The following is a 17,412-nucleotide window of genomic DNA, read 5'->3' on the forward strand; positions in this document are numbered from 1 at the left end:
CTCGACCGCACCCTGTCCTCGCTCGGGCGGCTCCCGGAGCAGCCGCCCGTCATCGTCGTAGCCGACCTGCTCGACGAGCACCCCGGGCCGGCGGCACCTCGCCTACGTCCCGGTGGTGGTGGCCCACCACCACGCCTCGACCACCAGGGACGCCCACCTGAGGCGGCGCCACGGCATACGCAGCACGCTGTGGTTCACGTGGCTGCGGCGGCCGCTGGCGGGCGCCCTCCGGCGGACTGGCCGCCTGCTCGTGCGGCTCCCGCGCGACCGGGTCACCGCCCGGGGCCTGCTCGACGCCGCCCGGGGTGCCCCCCGGGTGGCTCGGCATCGGAAGGTCGTGCCACCCGGGATCGAGCGCGGTTACCGCCTGCTCGAGGAGTCGCAGCTGAGCGGCAGGTCGCGTCGCTACGTCTCCTGATGCCGCGGGGTGCGCCGCCGCCGTGGTCCGTGCAACGGCGTCTGCAGCGGTGGCTGTGCAGGTGCCTGCCGTGGTGCCTGGTGGCCGCGGCGCACCCTGCCGAAAATGGGACGACGGCTGTCGGCGGCGCGTCCTAGGGTCTCGTCAGTGACCTCGACCCGACTCGACGCGCAACGCCCGGCGGCGACCACGGCGCCTCCTCGCCATCCCGGCGATGCCCGCCGCACGGTCGACTGGCGACGGCTGCGCAACCCCGTGTCGGTGTGGGCGCTGGTGGCGTGCGCCGTCGCCGCGGTCGGCTCCTCCCTGGGTTCGCTGATCGCGGGCCGTCTGGCCGAGCAGGCGACCGCCCCCCTCGTCGAGCTGCTGGCGGTGTGCGTCGTGGGCGCGGCCGTGCTCGACACCGCGGGCCGCACGCTGTGGGCGGGTTCCGTCGACCGCGCCGAGGGACGCCTGCGCGCCGACCTGCTCGACGCCGCGATGCACCAGCCGCTCCCGGCCCTCAACGACCAGGCGGTCGGCGAGGTGCTCGACCGCGTCGACGACGACACGCACGAGGTCGGCGCCCTGCTGCGGCAGAGCGCGTGGCAGGCCATCCGCACGGTGCTGGCCTCCGGACCCCTGTGGATCGTGGCCGGCACGACGTGGTGGCCCGCGTTCATCCTCTTCCCGCTCGCCGGCCTCGGGACCGTCGCCGTCGTGCGACCGCTGCTGCCGCAGGTCTCCGCCCGCAAGGTGGAGGAGGAGATGGCGTGGACCGACCACGCCGCGGCCCTCGAGGAGGGCGTGGCGGCCCGCGACGACCTCCGCGCCAGCCTCGGACAGGCCCATGTCGTACGCCGGTGCACCGAGCTCGCGGCCACCGTGCACCGCCGCTTCGCCGTGGTCCTCGGGCTCGAGAGCCGGATCGGGCGGCGCACCGGTTCACTCCTGCACGCGGTGCTCGCCGGCACGGCGCTCGTCGGGGTGGCCCTCGTCGTCGGCGACCGCCTCGACACCGCAGCGCTCGTGACCCTCTTCCTCGTCACGACCATGTTCGTGGGCCAGGTCGACATGCTCGCCCGGCACCTGCCCGACCTGCAGGCCGGCTTCGGCGCCGTGCTGAGGCTGCGCGGACTCCTCGACGCCGAACGCGAGCCGGTGGGCGGGGCCGACCTGCCGAGCGGACCGCTGGACGTCGTCTTCTCCGACCTGCACTTCGCGTACGCGGGTGGCCGCTTCGCGCTCGAGCACGTCGACCTGCGCGTCCCTGCCGGCACGACCTGCGCGCTCGTCGGGCGCACCGGCTCGGGCAAGTCCACGCTGGCATCGCTGATCTCGCGCGCCGTCGAGCCCGAGCGCGGTTCGGTGCTGCTCGGCGGGGTCGACGTCCTCGACGTGGACCTGCAGCACCTGCGCTCCGCCGTGGGCGTGGTCACCCAGCGCACCGAGATCCTTGCCGGCACCCTGGCCGAGAACATCACGCTGTTCGAGCCCCTGGCGCGCGAGCAGGTGGAGCGCGCGGTGGCCGAGCTCGGTCTCGACGACTGGGTGGCGGGGCTCCCGGCGGGTCTCGACACCGTGCTCGGTCCGGGCGGCACCACGCTCTCGTCGGGGGAGGAGCAGCTCGTGGCGTTCGCGCGGCTGCTGGTCCGCGACGTGCGGGTCGTCGTCCTCGACGAGGCCACCGCGCGCATGGACCGCGTCACCGAGACCCAGGTCGTCCGTGCCGCCGAGCGCCTGCTCGCCGGCCGCACGGGGCTGCTCGTCGCGCACCGGCTGTCGACGACCGAGCGCGCCGAGCAGGTCGCCGTGCTGGAGCGCGGCCGGGTCGTCCAGCAGGGCCCGCGCAGCCGGTTGGCGTCGGAGGACGGCGCCTTCCGTGCCCTCCTCGCGGCCTCTGCCGAGGTGGACGAGCCCGCGGGCGCCCAGCCGACCGCCGCCGGGCAGGTCGGCACGGCGCGTCGCACTGGCCCGCCGCCACCGGCCCCGAAGGTCGAGCCCACGCCGGGCCTCGCCCGCGCAACCCTCTCGGCCCTGTTCATCGAGCCGCGGTGGGGGCTGGTCAGCGTCGGGCTCTTCCTCACGTCCGCGCTCACCGGCGCCTTCGGTGCCCTCACCGGCTGGATCTGGGGCCACCTCGTCGTCGCGCTGCAGCAGGGCCAGAGCCCCACCGGGCTGACCGTCGCGCTCGTCGGGTCGCTGATGCTCTCACCGCTCCTGCTCGCCGAGGCCTTCCGCCGCTACCCGCGTTGGTGGATCTCCGTCATGCTGCGCGCCCGGTCGGCAGTTCTGGCCGGCCAGACGGCGCAGCGCCGCCTCGAGCCGACTCCCCCGGGAGAGGCCGTCGCCCGCACGATGGACGCCGACCGGCTCGCCCGCTACGCCGACCGCTGGGTCGACTTCGTCAACGGACTGGTCATCGCCGGGGTCACCGCGGCTGTCGCCGGAAGCTGGGTGGCGGGCGCCGTCCTGCTCGCGGTCATGGCCGCCTCGGCCCTCGCCTCCTCGCTCGGCCGACGCGTCGCCGGGCGGTCCGCTGCCGCCTCTGCCGCGGCCCGGGCCCGCTTCGGCCGGTCGCTGGTCTCGGCGCTCGACTCGGTGCGCACCGTGAAGCTGGCCGCGTCCACGCCCAGCGTCCACGCGCACCTGCGCGAGGTGGACGCCGGGCGCGTCGAGGCAGCCGTCCGCGAGCACCGCGTGCAGGCGCTGCTCGACGGCGTGCCGGTCGTCCTCGTCCAGTGTGGCGTCGTCGCCGCCTGGGCCCTGCTCGTGATGGGGGAGTGGGGGCTCGCCACGGCGCTGCTCGTCGCCGGGGCCGTCAACGGGTTCGACTGGTTCGGGCGGGTCGCGGGGTCCGTGATCACCGAGGCGCCGGGCACCAAGGCGTGGATGCAGGCCACGAGCCGGCTGGCCGGCGGCGGCAACCTCATGCACGTCGAGCCGGGCGTCGACCTCGTCCAGGGGCTGGCCCCGGCGCCTGCCCCGGTGGTCCGCGAGCCGCTGCACACCCTCGAGCTCGCGGGCGTCACGGCCGTGCACGACGACGGGACGCTGGGCGCCACCGACGTCGACCTGACCGTGCACGCGCGAGAGCTAGTGCTGCTCCTGGGTCAGGTCGGCTCGGGAAAGTCCAGCCTGCTCTCGGCGATGGCCGGCCTCGTCACCGCCACCGGCGAGATCCGGTGGAACGGCGAGCCGGTGTCCGACCCGCAGGCGTTCCTGCGGCCGGGCCGCGTCGCGCACGTCGCCCAGGTGCCGCTCGTGCTCTCGGGCACCTTCACCGACAACGTCCGGCTCGACCACGGCGACCGCGACGTCATGCCTGCCCTGCAGGCCGCCCGCATGGGGACCGACGTGGACGCCGCCGGTGGTCCCGACTCGCTGGTCGGGCACCGCGGGGTGCGGCTCTCGGGAGGACAGGTGCAGCGGCTGGCGCTGGCCCGGGCCCTCGCGTGCGAGGCAGAGCTGTTGCTCGCCGACGACGTGTCGTCGGCGCTCGACTCCGCCACCGAGATCGAGCTGTGGAGCACGCTGCGCGAGCGCGGTGCCACGGTCATCGGGGCCACGTCCAAGCGGGCCGCTCTCGCCCAGGCTGACCGTGTCGTGGTGCTCGTCGAGGGCCAGGTCGCCGCGGTCGGGCCCTGGCACGAGCTGTCCGACGCCTGGGGCCACCTCGCCGGCTGAGCACGCGCAACTTCGTGACCGGCCGGCGGGGGCCAGGCCGGTCAGGCACGGTCAGTGCCGAGGTAGGACGACGCGGCGACGACCAACGCCGACGTCCCCGTGTCGAGCGTCGGCTGGACGAGTGGGGCGAAGTACGGCGAGTGGTTGGGCGGTGCCGTGACCGCATCCTCGAAACCGCCGACGCCCCAGTAGAAGTACGGCGTCCCGAACGCGTCCGGGATGCGGCTGAAGTCCTCGCTGGCGGTGACCCGGCCGAGCTCGGTGACCCGGCCCGGGAAGTGCTCACGGAATGCGGCGCCGATCCGCTCGGCGACGGTCGCGTCGTTGCTCGTCAGGGGGTACTGGTCGTAGTACTCGAAGGTGGGCGGCTGAGGCGAGCCGGCACCCTCGCACTCGGCGCGCACGATGCGCTCCACGGCGCTGAGGACCTGTCGACGCACGGCCTCGTCATAGGTGCGCACGTTGAGCAGGAGCACCGCGCGGTCGGCGATGACGTTGCTCTTCGTCCCTGCGACGCTGCTGCCGACCGTGACGACCGCGAATTCGCCGGGCTTGGTCTCCCGGGCGACGATCGTCTGCAGGCGCAGGACGATCGCGGCCGCCAGCACGACCGGGTCCACGCTGAGGTGGGGCATGGAGCCGTGCGAACCCTTGCCGAAGACCGTGACGCGGATGCTGTCGCCGGCCGACATGACCGGGCCCACGGTCGTGCCCACCGTTCCGGTCGCCAGGCCGAGCACGTGCTGTGCGAAGGCGACGTCGGGGCGCGGGATCCGCTCGGCCAGGCCGTCGGCGAGCATCCCGCTGGCGCCCGAGGCGGTCTCCTCGGCGGGCTGGAAGAGGGCGACGAAGGTGCCGCTCCAGACTTCGCGCCGGGCTGCCATCAGCTCGGCCGCGCCGAGCAGGCAGGTGACGTGGACGTCGTGCCCGCAGGCGTGGGAGATCCCGACCGTGGCACCGCTGTCGTCGGTCGCCGTCTGCGTGGACGCGTACGGCACTCCGCTGAGCTCGGTGACGGGCAGGGCGTCCATGTCGGCCCGACAGAGGACCGTCTCGCCATCGCCGTTCGCGAGGACGCCGACGACGCCTCCTCCGACCTGCTGGACCTCGTAGCCCCAATGCTCCAGGCGCTCGGTCACGCTCGCCGCAGTCTGCGTCTCCTGGCCGCTCAGCTCCGGATGCGCGTGCAGCGCCCGGTAGAACTCCTCACGCCAAGCCCGGGACTCATCCAGCCCTCGCAGCAGCTCGTCAGCGCACGTCATCGCGAAACCTCCGGTGGAGCTCGACTCGGATACCGAGGGCGTACCCAGTGCCGTGCCGTGGCGCGCGGCGCGTTGCGGCGCGGTTCACCATGGCTCGGCACGGACGTCGACCCACCCCGGGCGCTAGCGTGTCGGCATGGTGAGCGCAGGTGCCAAGGCGGTGCCGCGATGATCCGCGCCGGCACCCTCCTCCTCGGGCTCGACCTGGCCGGCACCGCGGTCTTCGCCCTGAACGGGGCGCTCACCGGGATCAGGGTGGCGCGGGTCGACATCGTCGGCGTGCTCACGCTGGGGATGGTGACGGCGCTGGGCGGCGGCATCATCCGGGACGTCATCATCGGCTACCTGCCGCCGGCGACGTTCCGCGACTGGCGCTACCTCGTCGTGGCCGCGACGGGTGCGCTCGTCGCCTTCCTCTGGGGCCGCCGGCTCGACCGGTTGTCGTTTCCCATCGAGGTCTTCGACGCGCTGGGGCTCAGCTTCTTCGCCGTGACCGGTGCCAGCAAGGCGCTCGACGCCGGCCTCGGGCCCGTCCAGGCCGTGATCCTGGGCGCAGTCACCGGCGTGGGAGGAGGCACCATCCGTGATGTCCTGATCGGGCGCGTCCCGACGGTTCTCAGTAGTGGCTTGTACGCCATCCCGGCCCTGGTCGGGGCCCTGATCACCGTCGTGGCGGCCGAGCTGGGGCTTCGCGGTTTGCCGGCCGCGCTGGTTGCGGTGGCGGCCTGCTTCGCCATCCGGCTGGTGGGCATCCGCTTCGACCTCAACGCGCCCGCCCCGCCAGGACTTCCGCCGTCCTGAGGGTGGCCCCTTCTGAGGGCGCCCGTGCGAGCGGTCGGTGTCGTGTCGGGCGCACGCGACCCGTCGCCTCTGCGGTCGCGGCAAGCTGGACGTGCCGGCGCGTGCCTGTGGCCCCGCCGGGGTGGGCGGGGTGTGGCGCGGTGGTCAGGTGTGCCAGGTGACGCCTGTGGTGGTGACGGTGGCGGTGAGGTCGCGGTCGTGGACCTCGGCGTGGTGTCGCGGGCAGAGCAGGGCGCCGTTGGTCAGGTCGGTGGGTCCGCCGTGGCGCCAGTGCACGACGTGGTGGGCGTCGCACCAGGTGGCGGGCACGGTGCAGCCGGGGAAGGTGCAGCCCTGGTCGCGGGCGGTCAGGGCCAGGCGTTGGGCGCGGGTGAACAGGCGCCGGCTGCGGCCGAGGTCGAGGGGTTCGCTGTCGCCGCCGAGGACGAGGGGGATGATCTCGGCGTCGCAGGCCATCCGCCGCACGACTCCGGGGGAGAGGACCTCGCCGGTGAGGGTGGTCCCGCTGCCCCGGCCGCGGCCGCTGCCGCTGTACCGGCGGCTGCCGCTGCCGCCCCTGTCTCGGACGTCGTTGAGGTCGTGGAGAAGGGTGCCGTGGTCGATGAGGACCACGATCTTGGCCTTGTCGGTGGTCGGGATGCCATCGGCGGCGGCGACCCCGCGCTGGACGATGGCCAGGAGGGCCTCGAGGCGCCGCCGGGCGGCGCTGCGCTGGTCGCGGGTGACGACGCGGCCGTGGTCGTCAGTGTCGGGGTCGGGCGCCGACAACGGGTCGATGGCGGCTTTGAGGATGGCGGCGGCTTCGGGGTCGAGGCTCGCGCGGAGGCCGACCATGCCGGTGGGGGTGGGCTGGGTGAACCACAGGCCGCGGGCATCGCGTCGTTTGCGGTCGAGCCGGTCCTCGTCGTGGTCGCGGGGTGGGCGGATCTGTTCGGTGTGATGGCGGGCGAGCCGGGCCAGCTCCTCGGGGGGAGCCGGAGTGCCTGGTCGGTGAGGTCGGTCAGGGCGGTGGCGAGGTCGCCGGGGTCGGCGACGGGGTGGTTGCGGGTGTCGAAGTCGATGATCTGGGCGGCGTTGCCGACGGTGACCTGCTGGGTGGCGACGAGCAGCCGCAGCCGCGCCCAGGGGGCCTCGGTCAGGGCGGTGCCGACGGTGATGAAGGCCTTGGCCTGTGCGGCGGTCAGGGACGGGTCGTGGTGGCGGAGCCAGTCGGTGCGGGAGAGCCCGTCGGGGGCTTCGAGGCCGCGGGCGGCGAGCTCGGAGATGATGGTGACGAGGGTGACCTCGTGGGTGCGGCGCTGGGCCGCGGCCCGTTCGGCGGCGGTGGTCAGGTCGGCGGCCCCGTAGGTCGTGAGGCCGAACCCGGCCATGGCCTGCCGCTCGATCGCGTCGAGCGTCTCGGGGCTGGTTCCTGTGCCGGCCTTGCGCTCGGCGTGCGCGGCGGCTGCGGCGTGCGCGGCGGCTCGTGCATCCATCGACTCGATCCACGCCGGGTCGTTGATCATCTCCTGGTAGCAGGCCTCATCCAGCCACCGCACCCGGTCCAGGTCGAGCTCGTCGAGGGCCTCGGGGGCGAGGTCCGTCCAGGGTCCGCCCGGCCGGGCCGCCGGTCGTGCGGCCGGTGCCACCTGCCGGGTCGCGGCACCGGCCCGGGCCAGCCGCTCAGCCTTCGTAGGCCGACCGGCCCCGGCGGGTTGCTCAGGTTCCTGCGGGAACGCGGACCCCGCGCACCCAGCGCCTCCTGCGGTCTTCCCGGTGTGCGCGCTGGAGGGCGCGGACCCGGCGGTGGGCTGGGCGGGGGCAGACGGCATACCGCCCGTGAAGCGCTCCCAGAAACCCGTGCTCGGCGACGCCGCCCGTGGCGCGCTGACGCGCCTCGAGGTCGGTCAGCCGGCTTCTGAGGAGCTCGAGCATCGATGGTTCCGGGGCCATGAGTCGAACGTACTTTCGACCACCGACAGTGCCTGCCGGTCCGGAGGACGAAGCCCTCGGCGCCCTCACGCGCCGCCCGGGAACCACCAAGCGATATGGGGGACGCGCCGCGACGAATCCGGGAATGGCCGAGGGGCCGGTGGGTAGGTGGAGCGGGACTCACTGCGTGTGAAGTGCCTGTGAGGAGCCTCTTCGCCGAGGAGTTCCGCGCCGCACGTGACTGGGCGTGACCGGCTGGGTATGGGGCCGGTGTTCGGCCTTACGACGTAAGGGAAGAGGCATCCGTGACCGAGAACGTGAACCCGCAGTCGGGCGAAGACTCTGGGCAGCAGCCCGAGTCGTCGGTCCGGCGTGAGCCCTTCGCGGGCACGTCCGAGGAGAGGAATCCCGAGAGGGACGCGACTCCAGAGGCCCTGCACGCACCCGGTGACGGAGATCAGGACGAGCTGGAGGCCCAGGCGGCCGACGACTTCTACCACGACCGTCCGGCGGCGACGTCGGCCCGGGTCTTCGACGCCGAGTCCAACTCGGGGAACTGACCCGAGCCGCGGCAGCCCGCCTCCCGCACGCCGGGAGCCGAGTGCGGCCGGCAAGCCGGCCATCCCTCCAACCACCGAAACCAGCAGATCCAACCCCACGTGGGTCCTGCGCCGACGCCTTGTGTCGGTGGGGGCCTGCACCGTGAAGGAGAAGCAGATGATCAGCACCAACGAGCTCAGCACCCTGCCCGGCACGACCGTGTACGGCAGTGACGGGGAGAAGATCGGCCGGGCCGGTCAGGCCTACGTCGATGACCAGAGCGGGCAGCCGGAGTGGGTGACGGTGAACACGGGCCTGTTCGGGACGAAGGAGACGTTCGTGCCGCTGCAGGGCGCGCAGCTCTCCGGTGACGGGCTGACGGTCCCGTTCACGAAGGACCACGTCAAGGACGCGCCGAACGTCGACCCGGAGAACGGGCATCTGGACGTGTCGGAGGAGCAGCGGCTCTTCGCGCACTACGAGCTGGGCGGCGCGGGCTCCGGCGGCGACGGGCAGACGGGCACCGTCAGCGGCGGCGGCGGCGTCGGCCACGCCACGGACGGTGCGGGGTTCTCGAGCGAGGACGAGGCCGCCACGGTGGGGCACGACACGTCGGGTCCGACGACCGATGAGGCGATGACCCGCTCGGAGGAGCAGCTGCAGGTGGGCACCGAGTCGCGTGAGTCGGGTCGGGCCCGGCTGCGCAAGTACGTGGTGACCGAGCAGCAGACCGTGCAGGTCCCGGTCACCCGGGAAGAGGTGAAGATCGAGCGGGAGCCGATCACCGACGCGAACGTCGGGGAGGCGATGGACGGTCCGGCGATCTCGGAGGAGGAGCACGAGGTCGTGCTGCACGAGGAGCAGCCGGTGGTGGACAAGCAGGCGGTTCCGGTCGAGCGGGTACGTCTGGGCAAGGAGCAGGTCACGGAGCAGGAGACCGTCTCGGAGCAGGTGCGCCAGGAGCGCATCGAGGCCGAGGGTCCCGGCGTCACCGACGACCGCGCCTGACAGGAGGCGGCACCAGCCGCCACCCGTGCCAGCAGACGACGAGAGGAGCTTGTCATGAGCTCAGCAGCAGGACCGACGGGCCGCGGCCGAGCCGTCGAGCCGGAGGAGTCGCACGGCTCCCACCGGGGCGACGGCGCGGTCGGAGACGGCCGCCGGGGCGACACCGTCGTCACCGAGACGGTGCCCCAGCGGTCCGAGAGGGCCGCTCGCGAGGACGCCGTCCTCGACCAGCGTGAGGCGTTCGGCGGGGTCAAGCTCGGCTCGGCCTTCTTCGGCTGGCTCACCGCCACGGGCATGGCGGTCCTGCTGACCGCGCTCGTGGCAGCAGCCGGCACGGCCGTGGGCGTTGCGACCCAGACCAACGTCGGCCAGGCGGCCAACGACGCGAGCAAGAACCCGCAGAGCGTCGGGCTCGTCGGCGGCATCGCGCTGCTCGTCATCCTCTTCGTCGCGTACTGCTGCGGTGGCTACGTCGCGGGCCGGATGGCGCGATTCAACGGCGCGAAGCAGGGTCTCGCGGTGTGGCTGTGGGCCGTCGCCATCGCGCTGGTGGTGGCGGCGATCGCCGCGGGCGCCGGCAGCAAGTACGACGTGCTGAGCCAGCTCAACAGCTTCCCGCGCATCCCCGTCGACGGTGGCACCCTGACCAAGGGCGGCCTCATCGCCCTCGTCGCCGTCGCCGTGGCGAGCCTGCTGGGCGCGCTGATCGGGGGCCGCGCCGGGATGCACTACCACCGCAAGGTCGACCGCGCCGGCCTCGACGTCTGACCGACGTCCGACCGACGTCCAACCGACACCCGGCAGGCGCCCCGCAGAGGGCGCACGCCACGCACGAAGGCTCGGTATGCCGTGTCCGGGACTTCCCGGGACGGCATACCGAGCCGTTCGCGTTGCTGCGGCGCCGGCGGCTACAGCCCCTCCGTGGTGCCGGTCTCCACGAGCTCGGCGGCGATGTCGGCCAGCTTGCGGTTGTGGTCCTGGCTGGCCGTTCGCAGCAGGTCGAAGGCGCCGTCGGGGGTCAGCTTGTGCCGCTCCATGAGGATGCCCATGGCGGCACCGATGGTCCGGCTGCGCATCAGCGCCATCTCGAGGTTCTCGGCCGCGTCCTGGGTGCGCGCCGCCTCGATGGCGATCACGGCGTGCTCGGCCAGCACCCGTGCCCGGGCCTCGGCCTCGGCGTCGAAGTTGTGGGCCGTGGTGGCGTAGAGGGACATGACTCCGGTCGTGGTGCCCTTGAAGACAAGAGGAAGGGACAGCACGGACCGCACCGAGGTGCGGGCCAGCATGGCGGCGGCATACGGCTTGAACTGCTCCTCGTGAGCCAGGTCGGGGCAGGACACGACCCGCGCCTCCTCGAAGGCGACGATGCCGGGACTGCTGCCCGCCTCGACGGCGACCGTGCCGATGACCCGGGCGAGGTCGCTGTCGTTGGAGGATGCGAGTCGCGCGGGCTGGGCCCCGAGCTTCTCGGTGACCGCGACCGCCGCCCAGTCGCACGGCACGACGGCCACCGCGCCTGCGACGACCCCGCACAGCGTCGGCATGACCCCGGGCGCCTCCACGAGCTGACGGGCCAGGTGGGCGAACTGTTCGGGCGAGGAGGGGTGGTCCGTCACGCCGGTCATGCTTCGATCCTTGTCCACGGAGGGGTTGGCGACAAGCGCACCGTCGCGGTGGGTCCGGGGGCTGCTCGTGTCACGGCTCCCGTCACGGGTCCACGATGAGCGCCTGGGGTGCGGCCATCTTCATCCGCGTGTTGAGCCAGCTGAGCTGGCGCGAGGTCTCGGCGTTGGCGGAGTTGGCGACCTCGAGCAGCTCCTTGTCCCGAAGGCCCTGCGCGCCCTGGGCCACCACGGTCCAGGTGGTCTGCACCAGCGAGCCGAGCACGTGCAGGTCCTGCAGGTCGCGGAGCAGCCCGACGGGCCCGGAACGCACGTCGGCCAGCCCCGAGGCGCGGAGCCGCTCGGGCTCCTCGAGCTCCTCGTCCTCGCCGTAGCGCTCGATGATCGGCGCGAGCTTCTCCCGGTGCTGGTCGCTCCAGCCGGCCAGGGTCTGGCACGTGTGGTAGACGTCCGCCTCCTCCCGGTGGCCCTGCGCCACCGCCCGGAACGAGTCCGCGAGGGTCTTCTCGCTGTGGTCGGCGAGGCCGATATAGGTGCTGAGGTGCGGCATCAGGACCTCCGGGTGACGATGTCGGCGGCTGCTTCCTTCAGGCCGTGCACGGCCGAGGCGACGCGGGATGGGTGCTCCGACGCCGTCGACTGGCTCGGGTCGAGGTTGTACGCCGGCGTCTCCTCGAGCACGTGGCTCGAAGTCGGGTCGCCGCCGGCGGTGGCGGGCACGCGGTCCCGGTCGCGTGCCGGTGCCGTGGTGGTCGGCGCGGGGGAGGGCCCGTCTCCGTCGCGGACCTTGGTGACCCGGCACGCCGCCGTCTTGAAGTACGGCTGCTTGGACACGGGATCCCAGATGGTCATGGTCAGCTCGTTGGCGAGACGGTGGTCGGCGTCGGGCGCCAGTCCCGTGGGGTCCCAGTGGCCGTAGTGGAACGGTGCGAACACCGCACCCTCCATGACCTGGCCCACCCGGGCACGGACCTCGATGGCCCCGCGAGGGGACTCCACGCGTACCCAGTCGCCCTCGGCGATCCCGAGCCGGTCGGCGTCGGGCACCGACAGCTCCACCCACGCGTCGGGGGCCGCGGCGTCGAGGGAGCGTGCCCGTCCCGTCTTCGTGCGGGTGTGGAAGTGGTATGCCGTCCGCCCCGTCGTGTAGAGCAGTGGGAAGTCCTCGGAGGGCAGCTCGTGCGCCGGGGTGTAGGGCGCGCCCTTGAGGAACGCGCGGCCGCCGGGTGCCTTGGCGCGGTGCTCCTCCTCGGTCACCGTGCCGCCGGTGACGAGGTCGTGCCCGTACGTCTCGCAGTAGTCGGTGTCGGTGGGGAAGACGCCGTCGGCGTAGAGCCGGTCGGTGCCGTCGGGGTGCTCCTCGTTGACCGGCCAGGGTATGCCGGTGGGTCCCCTGAGCTTGTCGTAGCTGAGTCCCGTGTAGTCCACCGGGCGTCCCGCGGTGACGGCCCGCCACGCGTCGAAGACCTCCTCGGGGGTGCGCCACGTGATGAGCGGCGCGCCGTCCTTGTCGGTGAACCCCATCCGGTCGGCGTACATGAGGAAGATGTCGAGGTCGCTGCGCGCCTCGCCGGGTGGCTCGACGGCCTTCTCCGACAGGTGGACGGTCCGGTTGACGTTCGTGAAGGTGCCGGTCTTCTCGCCCCAGCCGGCGGCCGGGAGGACGACGTCGGCGAGCTCGGCGGTCTCGGTCAGGAAGAGGTCCTGCACGACGACGAAGCACTCGTCGCTCGAGAGGATCTTGCGGATGCGCGCCGACTCCGGCATCGAGACGGCCGGGTTGGTCGCCGAGATCCACAGCAGCTCGATCGACCCGGCCTCGGCGTAGCGGAAGATCTGCATCGCGTGGGTCGGCGGAGCCCAGTGCGGGATCGTCATGGGGTCGACGTTCCAGGCCTCGGCGAGCTGCTTCACGTGCTCGACGTTGTCCCAGTTGCGGAAGCCGGGAAGGTCGCCGTCGGCGCCGCACTCCCGGTTGTTCTGGGCCGTGGGCTGGCCGTTCATCTGCAGCACGCCGGCACCGGGGCGGCCGATCATGCCGCGCAGCAGGTGCACGTTGTGGACGGCGACGGCCGAGGCGGTGGCCTGGTGCGACTGGTAGAAGCCCTGCAGCACGGTCGAGAGGACTGCGGTGCTCTCACCGAAGATCCGCGCGGCCCGTCGCACGTCGTCGACGTCGACGCCGCAGATCTCGGCCACGTGCTCCGGCGTGTAGGGCTCGACGGTGGAGCGCAGGTCGTCGACGCCGAGGGTGTGGGCCGCGACCCACTCCTCGTCGACCCAGCCGTTCACGAAGAGCTCGCGGGTGAGGCCGTTCATGAGGGCCAGGTTGGTGCCGACCTTCGGTGCAAGGTGGACTCCGCCGGTGCGCTCCGCCTCCTGCGCGACTAGGGTGCGGCGCGGATCGACGCAGACGATCCTCGGCGGGTCCTCGCCGCGGGTGCGGTCGAGGATCCGGGCCCAGAGCACCGTCTGCGTCTCGGCCATGTTGTGGCCGAAGAGGAAGATCGCGTCGCAGTGCTCGATGTCGGTGTAGGAGCCGGGCTGCCCGTCGGCGCCGAACGACTCCTTGAAGGCGGCCGCCGCGGTGGCGGTGCACAGGCGCGTGTTGCCGTCCATGTGCGGGGTGCCGAGCCCGGCCTTGCCGATGACGGCAAGGGCGTAGTACTCCTCGATGAAGAGCTGGCCGGTCGTGTAGAAGCCATGGGAGAGAGGGCCCTTGCGCTCGAGGAGGTCCTTGGAACGCTCCACGATCCGGCCCATCGCCGTCTCCCAGTCGGTCTCCACGAGCCGGCCGTTCTCCCGGACGAGGGGGCGGGTCAGCCGGTCCGGCGAGCTCGCCCACGCGGTGCTGCCGTAGAGACCCTTGGGTCCGAGCCGGCCGTGGTTGACCACGTCGGTGGCCCGGCCCCTGACCCCGACCATGCGGCCGTCCTTGACGGCGATGTCGACGCCGCAGCCGTTGCTGCACAGCAGGCAGGCCGACTGCACCCACCGGTCCACGTCGGACTCGTGGAGTCCCTGCTCCAGGTGCAGGTCGACGCGGGCGGGCCACGTCGTGCCACGGGCGTGAGGCGTGCGCTCCCCGTAGATGTCCGAGATCCTGTCACTCACGGTTGCTCCTCGCTCGGGGCTGCGACCCGCTAGGCTGCTTGCGTGGGCGCAAAGGTTGCGTCACGGCAAAGAAATCACAGAAGAGGTGGTGGCGACAAGTGGCGCGTACCCAGCCACCGGCCGGTGGGCGACCCGACAGTGCGAGTGAGGGCGCCGACCCGACCCTGCCGGACCCGACCCTGCCGGACCCGATCTCGCCGGACCCGATCTCGCCGGACCCGATCTCGTCAGACCCGATCTCGTCGAACTCGACCCCGTCGGTGCCGGAGCTCTCGCCCGAGCAGCTCGAGGAGCTCACCGACGCCTTCGTCACGTCGGCCCGGGCGCTCGTCGGCATCGCGTTGCGCTCGGTCAACGCCTCGCCGGTGGAGATCACCGCCATGCAGCATCGGGTCCTGGTGCGCCTCGCCTCCAAGGGCGAGCAGTCGGTCTCGCAGCTCGCGGAGGAGCTCGGGGTCAACGCCTCCAACGCGAGCAGGGTCTGCGACCGCCTCCAGCGGTTGCGTCTGGTGGCACGGCGCCGGTCCACCACGGACGCCCGCTCGGTCAAGGTGGCACTCACCGATCAGGGTCTCGACGTGGTCAGCGCGGTCGACGAGCGCCGGCGCCTCGAGATCAAGGAGCTCCTCGGCTCCCTCGCGCCCGAGTCGGGGGAGCACGTGGTGGAAGCGCTGCGCGCCTTCAACGAGGCCGCCCACGAGACCGCGCGAGCCGACTGGGCCGTGCCCGGGCAGGCCGACCGGCCTGGGCGATCGGACTAGCCGTACCCAGCTGGACTGCGGCTGGACGGGGGGCGACTCGCGGGTGCGCCATGGCGCACTTCCGTGCGGAGGATCAGCCCTGCGCGCGCACGCAAGTGCGCCACGGCGCACCTCCGTGCCGGGGTCGGCCAGTCGTCGCCGACAAGTCCGTTATGGGCCCACGTCGAGCGGCGGTCCCCGTCACGGTGGGCATGAAAGTGCCCACTCGACGTGTCGTCACGTCGAGTGGGCGTCGAGTGGGCACTGTGCCGCGGCCTTGAGGCCGCAACGGGCGTCAGAGGCCGAGCTTGCCGCCCAGTCCGCCGAGGCCGCCGCTCAGCAGCTCCTGCGGGTTGATGCCGAACTTGGCCAGCAGGTCGGCGTGCTGGTCGGTGTCGACCTGGTCGGGCAGCTCGCCCTCGGCCTGCTGGGCCTGCTGCTCGTCGCCGCGGCTGCGCAGGAACTCCAGGATCTGCTGCTTGTCGATCTGCATGGGTCGCTCTCCTTGAGGGTCAGGCACTGCTCGACGCGGTGGTCGCCACGAGCCGTGCTCGAAAAGGACGTGCCCTCTGGTCCTACCCACCGTCGCCCGAAGCAGTCACTCGGTGCTTCGGAGTTGCGTCGCCAAGAGCGCCGTCACGCCACCTCGGAACCACGACGACGCCGAGGGTGCCGCCGCCAGGGCGGCACTCATCGCCCCGCCGGTCAGTGACTCCGCCGCGGCCGGGGTGGACCCCCTTCCCGTCCGGGCAGGCGGCGCGTCGCGCTTTGCGCCGCCGGCGGCGGGTACGCGTTCGGCATGAGCGACGACATCACCCAGAGCGGCACGAGCAGCACCGATCCCTACGACCCCGACCTCGACCCCGACACGGATGCCACGATGACGGCGCCGGACGAAGGGCGGCCGACCGGAGTCGCGGTGAAGCAGGACGAGACGACGACGGGCTCCGACGACGCGCCACCGCAGAACACGCCCACGGACGCGGAGTTCCTCGACGCGGAGGAGGAGGAAGGCCCCGCCGACGAGTGAGCGGCAAGCCCCATAGCCCATGCCCGACAAGGAGATCCACGTGCGCACCTATTCGGTCGGCTACTTCGTCGGCAGCCTGTCCTCGACCTCGATCAACCGGCAGCTCAGCAAGGCGCTGATCCGCCTGGCTCCTGAGGACCTCGAGTTCAGCGAGCTGCCGATCGGCAACCTCCCCCTCTACAGTCCGGACTTCGACGCGGACTACCCGACCGAGGCGAGAGCCCTCAAGGACGCCATCGCGGCGTCGGACGCGGTCCTGTTCGTCAGCCCGGAGTACAACCGCTCCATCCCCGGCGCCCTCAAGAACGCCATCGACTGGGCGTCGCGGCCGTGGGGCCAGAACTCGTTCCACCACGTGCCGGCAGCCGTCATCGGGGCATCGCCAGGACAGATCGGAACGGCGCTCGGCCAGCAGAGCCTGCGAGGGGTGCTGAGCTTCTGCAACGCCCGCCAGATGACCGCGCCGGAGGCGTACATCATGTTCAAGCCCGGGCTCGTCACCGACGACGGTGAGGTCACCGACGACACGACGGCGGAGTTCCTCTCCGCCTTCATGCGCGAGTTCCGCGACCACATCGAGCGGGTGCTGACGGTGCTGCCGCGCGGGTGAGTCCGCCGCGCGGAGGGGCAGCGCTCGGGGAGCGACGCACGCGCGGCCGGGACGCGCCCCCGATTATCACTCTGAGTTACTCGTCCTATAACATCGAGTAGGCGAGCGCGACGTGGCTACCGCGGCCGGCGCACCACTCCGGCGCTGGGCGGACAAGCCCTCGCGTTCGCTCTGCCAGCACCGTCGCCCGGCGAGACGGTCCTCGGCATGCCCGGGGGCGGCCGCCCCGCCACCACCCGGAGGACCTTCACCATGCTCTCGCCCACGCGTGCCGTCACCGCCTCGGCCGTCGCCCTCGCCGCCCTGTCGCTCACCGCGTGCGGCGGCTCCTCCACCGGCCAGGCGGCCGCCGACAACCCGTACAACCTCCAGCAGCCCGGTGTGCTGCGCACCGGCACGCTCACCGACGCGCCGCCGAACGTCTACATCAAGGACGGGACGTTCACCGGCTTCGACAACGACCTGCTGACGGCCGTCGCCGGCAAGCTCGGCCTCAAGGTCGAGTTCGTCGGGACCGAGTTCAGCTCGCTGCTCGCCCAGGTCAAGACGGGCAAGTTCGACGTCGGCTCCTCCTCCATCAGCATCACCGAGGCCCGCAAGAAGACTGTCGACTTCACCAACAAGTACGACTTCGGCTTCCTCGGCCTCGACGTGCCCAAGGGTTCGAGCATCAGCTCCTTCGACCAGCTC

The 17,412-nt window shown here is 72.6% G+C and carries 17 protein-coding genes; 10 read left to right on the forward strand and 7 right to left on the reverse strand.

The genetic code is table 11. The annotated features are described in order from the left end of the window. The first annotated feature begins 115 nt into the window (after nt 1–115). Together ABD241_RS14025 and ABD241_RS14030 are read left to right on the forward strand one after the other, a co-directional pair. The gene (locus ABD241_RS14025; protein ID WP_344063762.1) at nt 116–418 is read left to right on the forward strand and encodes a hypothetical protein; all 303 of its coding nucleotides are present in this window, start codon (nt 116–118) and stop codon (nt 416–418) included. Nucleotides 419–523: 105 nt separating this feature from the next. Then, nucleotides 524–4,084, forward strand: coding sequence for an ATP-binding cassette domain-containing protein (locus ABD241_RS14030; protein ID WP_425580783.1), 3,561 nt, complete (start codon nt 524–526; stop codon nt 4,082–4,084). 41 nt (nt 4,085–4,125) lie between these two features. On the opposite strand, the gene ABD241_RS14035 is transcribed toward ABD241_RS14030, so the two are convergent. Continuing rightward, on the reverse strand, nt 4,126–5,346 hold the full coding sequence (locus tag ABD241_RS14035; RefSeq protein ID WP_344063766.1) for an amidohydrolase: 1,221 nt from the start codon (nt 5,344–5,346) through the stop codon (nt 4,126–4,128). Between the two features lie 168 nt (nt 5,347–5,514). Between ABD241_RS14035 and ABD241_RS14040 the strand changes: the two genes are divergently transcribed. Beyond that, nucleotides 5,515–6,147, forward strand: a complete 633-nt coding sequence (locus ABD241_RS14040) for a trimeric intracellular cation channel family protein (RefSeq protein WP_344063769.1) — start codon at nt 5,515–5,517, stop codon at nt 6,145–6,147. Between the two features lie 144 nt (nt 6,148–6,291). Here ABD241_RS14040 and ABD241_RS14045 read toward each other — a convergent pair whose 3' ends face one another. After that, a complete protein-coding gene (locus ABD241_RS14045; RefSeq protein ID WP_344063772.1) occupies nt 6,292–7,635 on the reverse strand; it encodes an HNH endonuclease signature motif containing protein in 1,344 nt (447 codons plus the stop codon). A 728-nt stretch (nt 7,636–8,363) separates the two neighbouring features. On the opposite strand from ABD241_RS14045, the gene ABD241_RS14050 reads away from it, so the two are divergent. The 3 genes from ABD241_RS14050 (at nt 8,364) to ABD241_RS14060 (ending at nt 10,374) form a co-directional block, all read left to right on the forward strand. Further along, nucleotides 8,364–8,618, forward strand: a complete 255-nt coding sequence (locus ABD241_RS14050) for a hypothetical protein (RefSeq protein WP_344063775.1) — start codon at nt 8,364–8,366, stop codon at nt 8,616–8,618. 157 nt (nt 8,619–8,775) lie between these two features. Beyond that, nucleotides 8,776–9,606: a DUF2382 domain-containing protein gene (locus tag ABD241_RS14055; protein WP_344063778.1), complete on the forward strand. Its 831-nt coding sequence runs from the start codon at nt 8,776–8,778 to the stop codon at nt 9,604–9,606. A gap of 54 nt (nt 9,607–9,660) precedes the next feature. Next, nucleotides 9,661–10,374 carry a hypothetical protein gene (locus ABD241_RS14060; RefSeq protein ID WP_344063781.1) on the forward strand — a complete coding sequence of 238 codons (714 nt, stop codon included), beginning with the start codon at nt 9,661–9,663 and terminating at the stop codon, nt 10,372–10,374. A gap of 140 nt (nt 10,375–10,514) precedes the next feature. On the opposite strand, the gene ABD241_RS14065 is transcribed toward ABD241_RS14060, so the two are convergent. The 3 genes from ABD241_RS14065 to ABD241_RS14075 form a co-directional block, all read right to left on the reverse strand. Further along, entirely contained in the window at nt 10,515–11,231 is a 717-nt protein-coding gene (locus ABD241_RS14065) for an ANTAR domain-containing protein (protein WP_344063784.1), read from the reverse strand. An 82-nt stretch (nt 11,232–11,313) separates the two neighbouring features. Then, entirely contained in the window at nt 11,314–11,778 is a 465-nt protein-coding gene (locus ABD241_RS14070; protein ID WP_344063788.1) for a hypothetical protein, read from the reverse strand. Next, entirely contained in the window at nt 11,778–14,342 is a 2,565-nt protein-coding gene (locus ABD241_RS14075; protein WP_344063792.1) for a molybdopterin oxidoreductase family protein, read from the reverse strand. The genes ABD241_RS14070 and ABD241_RS14075 overlap by 1 nt, the downstream gene beginning before the upstream one ends. A gap of 98 nt (nt 14,343–14,440) precedes the next feature. On the opposite strand from ABD241_RS14075, the gene ABD241_RS14080 reads away from it, so the two are divergent. Continuing rightward, nucleotides 14,441–15,103 (forward strand): MarR family winged helix-turn-helix transcriptional regulator, encoded by a 663-nt coding sequence (locus ABD241_RS14080; protein WP_344063795.1) that lies wholly within the window; start codon nt 14,441–14,443, stop codon nt 15,101–15,103. Nucleotides 15,104–15,377: 274 nt separating this feature from the next. On the opposite strand, the gene ABD241_RS14085 is transcribed toward ABD241_RS14080, so the two are convergent. After that, nucleotides 15,378–15,575 carry a hypothetical protein gene (locus ABD241_RS14085; RefSeq protein WP_142221349.1) on the reverse strand — a complete coding sequence of 66 codons (198 nt, stop codon included), beginning with the start codon at nt 15,573–15,575 and terminating at the stop codon, nt 15,378–15,380. A 105-nt stretch (nt 15,576–15,680) separates the two neighbouring features. Continuing rightward, nucleotides 15,681–15,956, reverse strand: coding sequence for a CinA family protein (locus tag ABD241_RS14090; protein ID WP_344064202.1), 276 nt, complete (start codon nt 15,954–15,956; stop codon nt 15,681–15,683). On the opposite strand from ABD241_RS14090, the gene ABD241_RS14095 reads away from it, so the two are divergent. The 3 genes from ABD241_RS14095 to ABD241_RS14105 all read left to right on the forward strand — a co-directional run. Next, nucleotides 15,882–16,112, forward strand: coding sequence for a hypothetical protein (locus ABD241_RS14095; protein WP_344064226.1), 231 nt, complete (start codon nt 15,882–15,884; stop codon nt 16,110–16,112). The genes ABD241_RS14090 and ABD241_RS14095 overlap by 75 nt on opposite strands. Nucleotides 16,113–16,152: 40 nt before the next feature. Further along, entirely contained in the window at nt 16,153–16,722 is a 570-nt protein-coding gene (locus tag ABD241_RS14100; protein WP_344063802.1) for an NADPH-dependent FMN reductase, read from the forward strand. A 252-nt stretch (nt 16,723–16,974) separates the two neighbouring features. After that, nucleotides 16,975–17,412 (forward strand): transporter substrate-binding domain-containing protein (locus ABD241_RS14105; RefSeq protein WP_344063804.1); only part of this gene is annotated, 438 nt, incomplete at its 3' end.

This window comes from Terrabacter lapilli (assembly GCF_039531305.1).
GTDB classification, from domain to species: domain Bacteria; phylum Actinomycetota; class Actinomycetes; order Actinomycetales; family Dermatophilaceae; genus Terrabacter; species Terrabacter lapilli.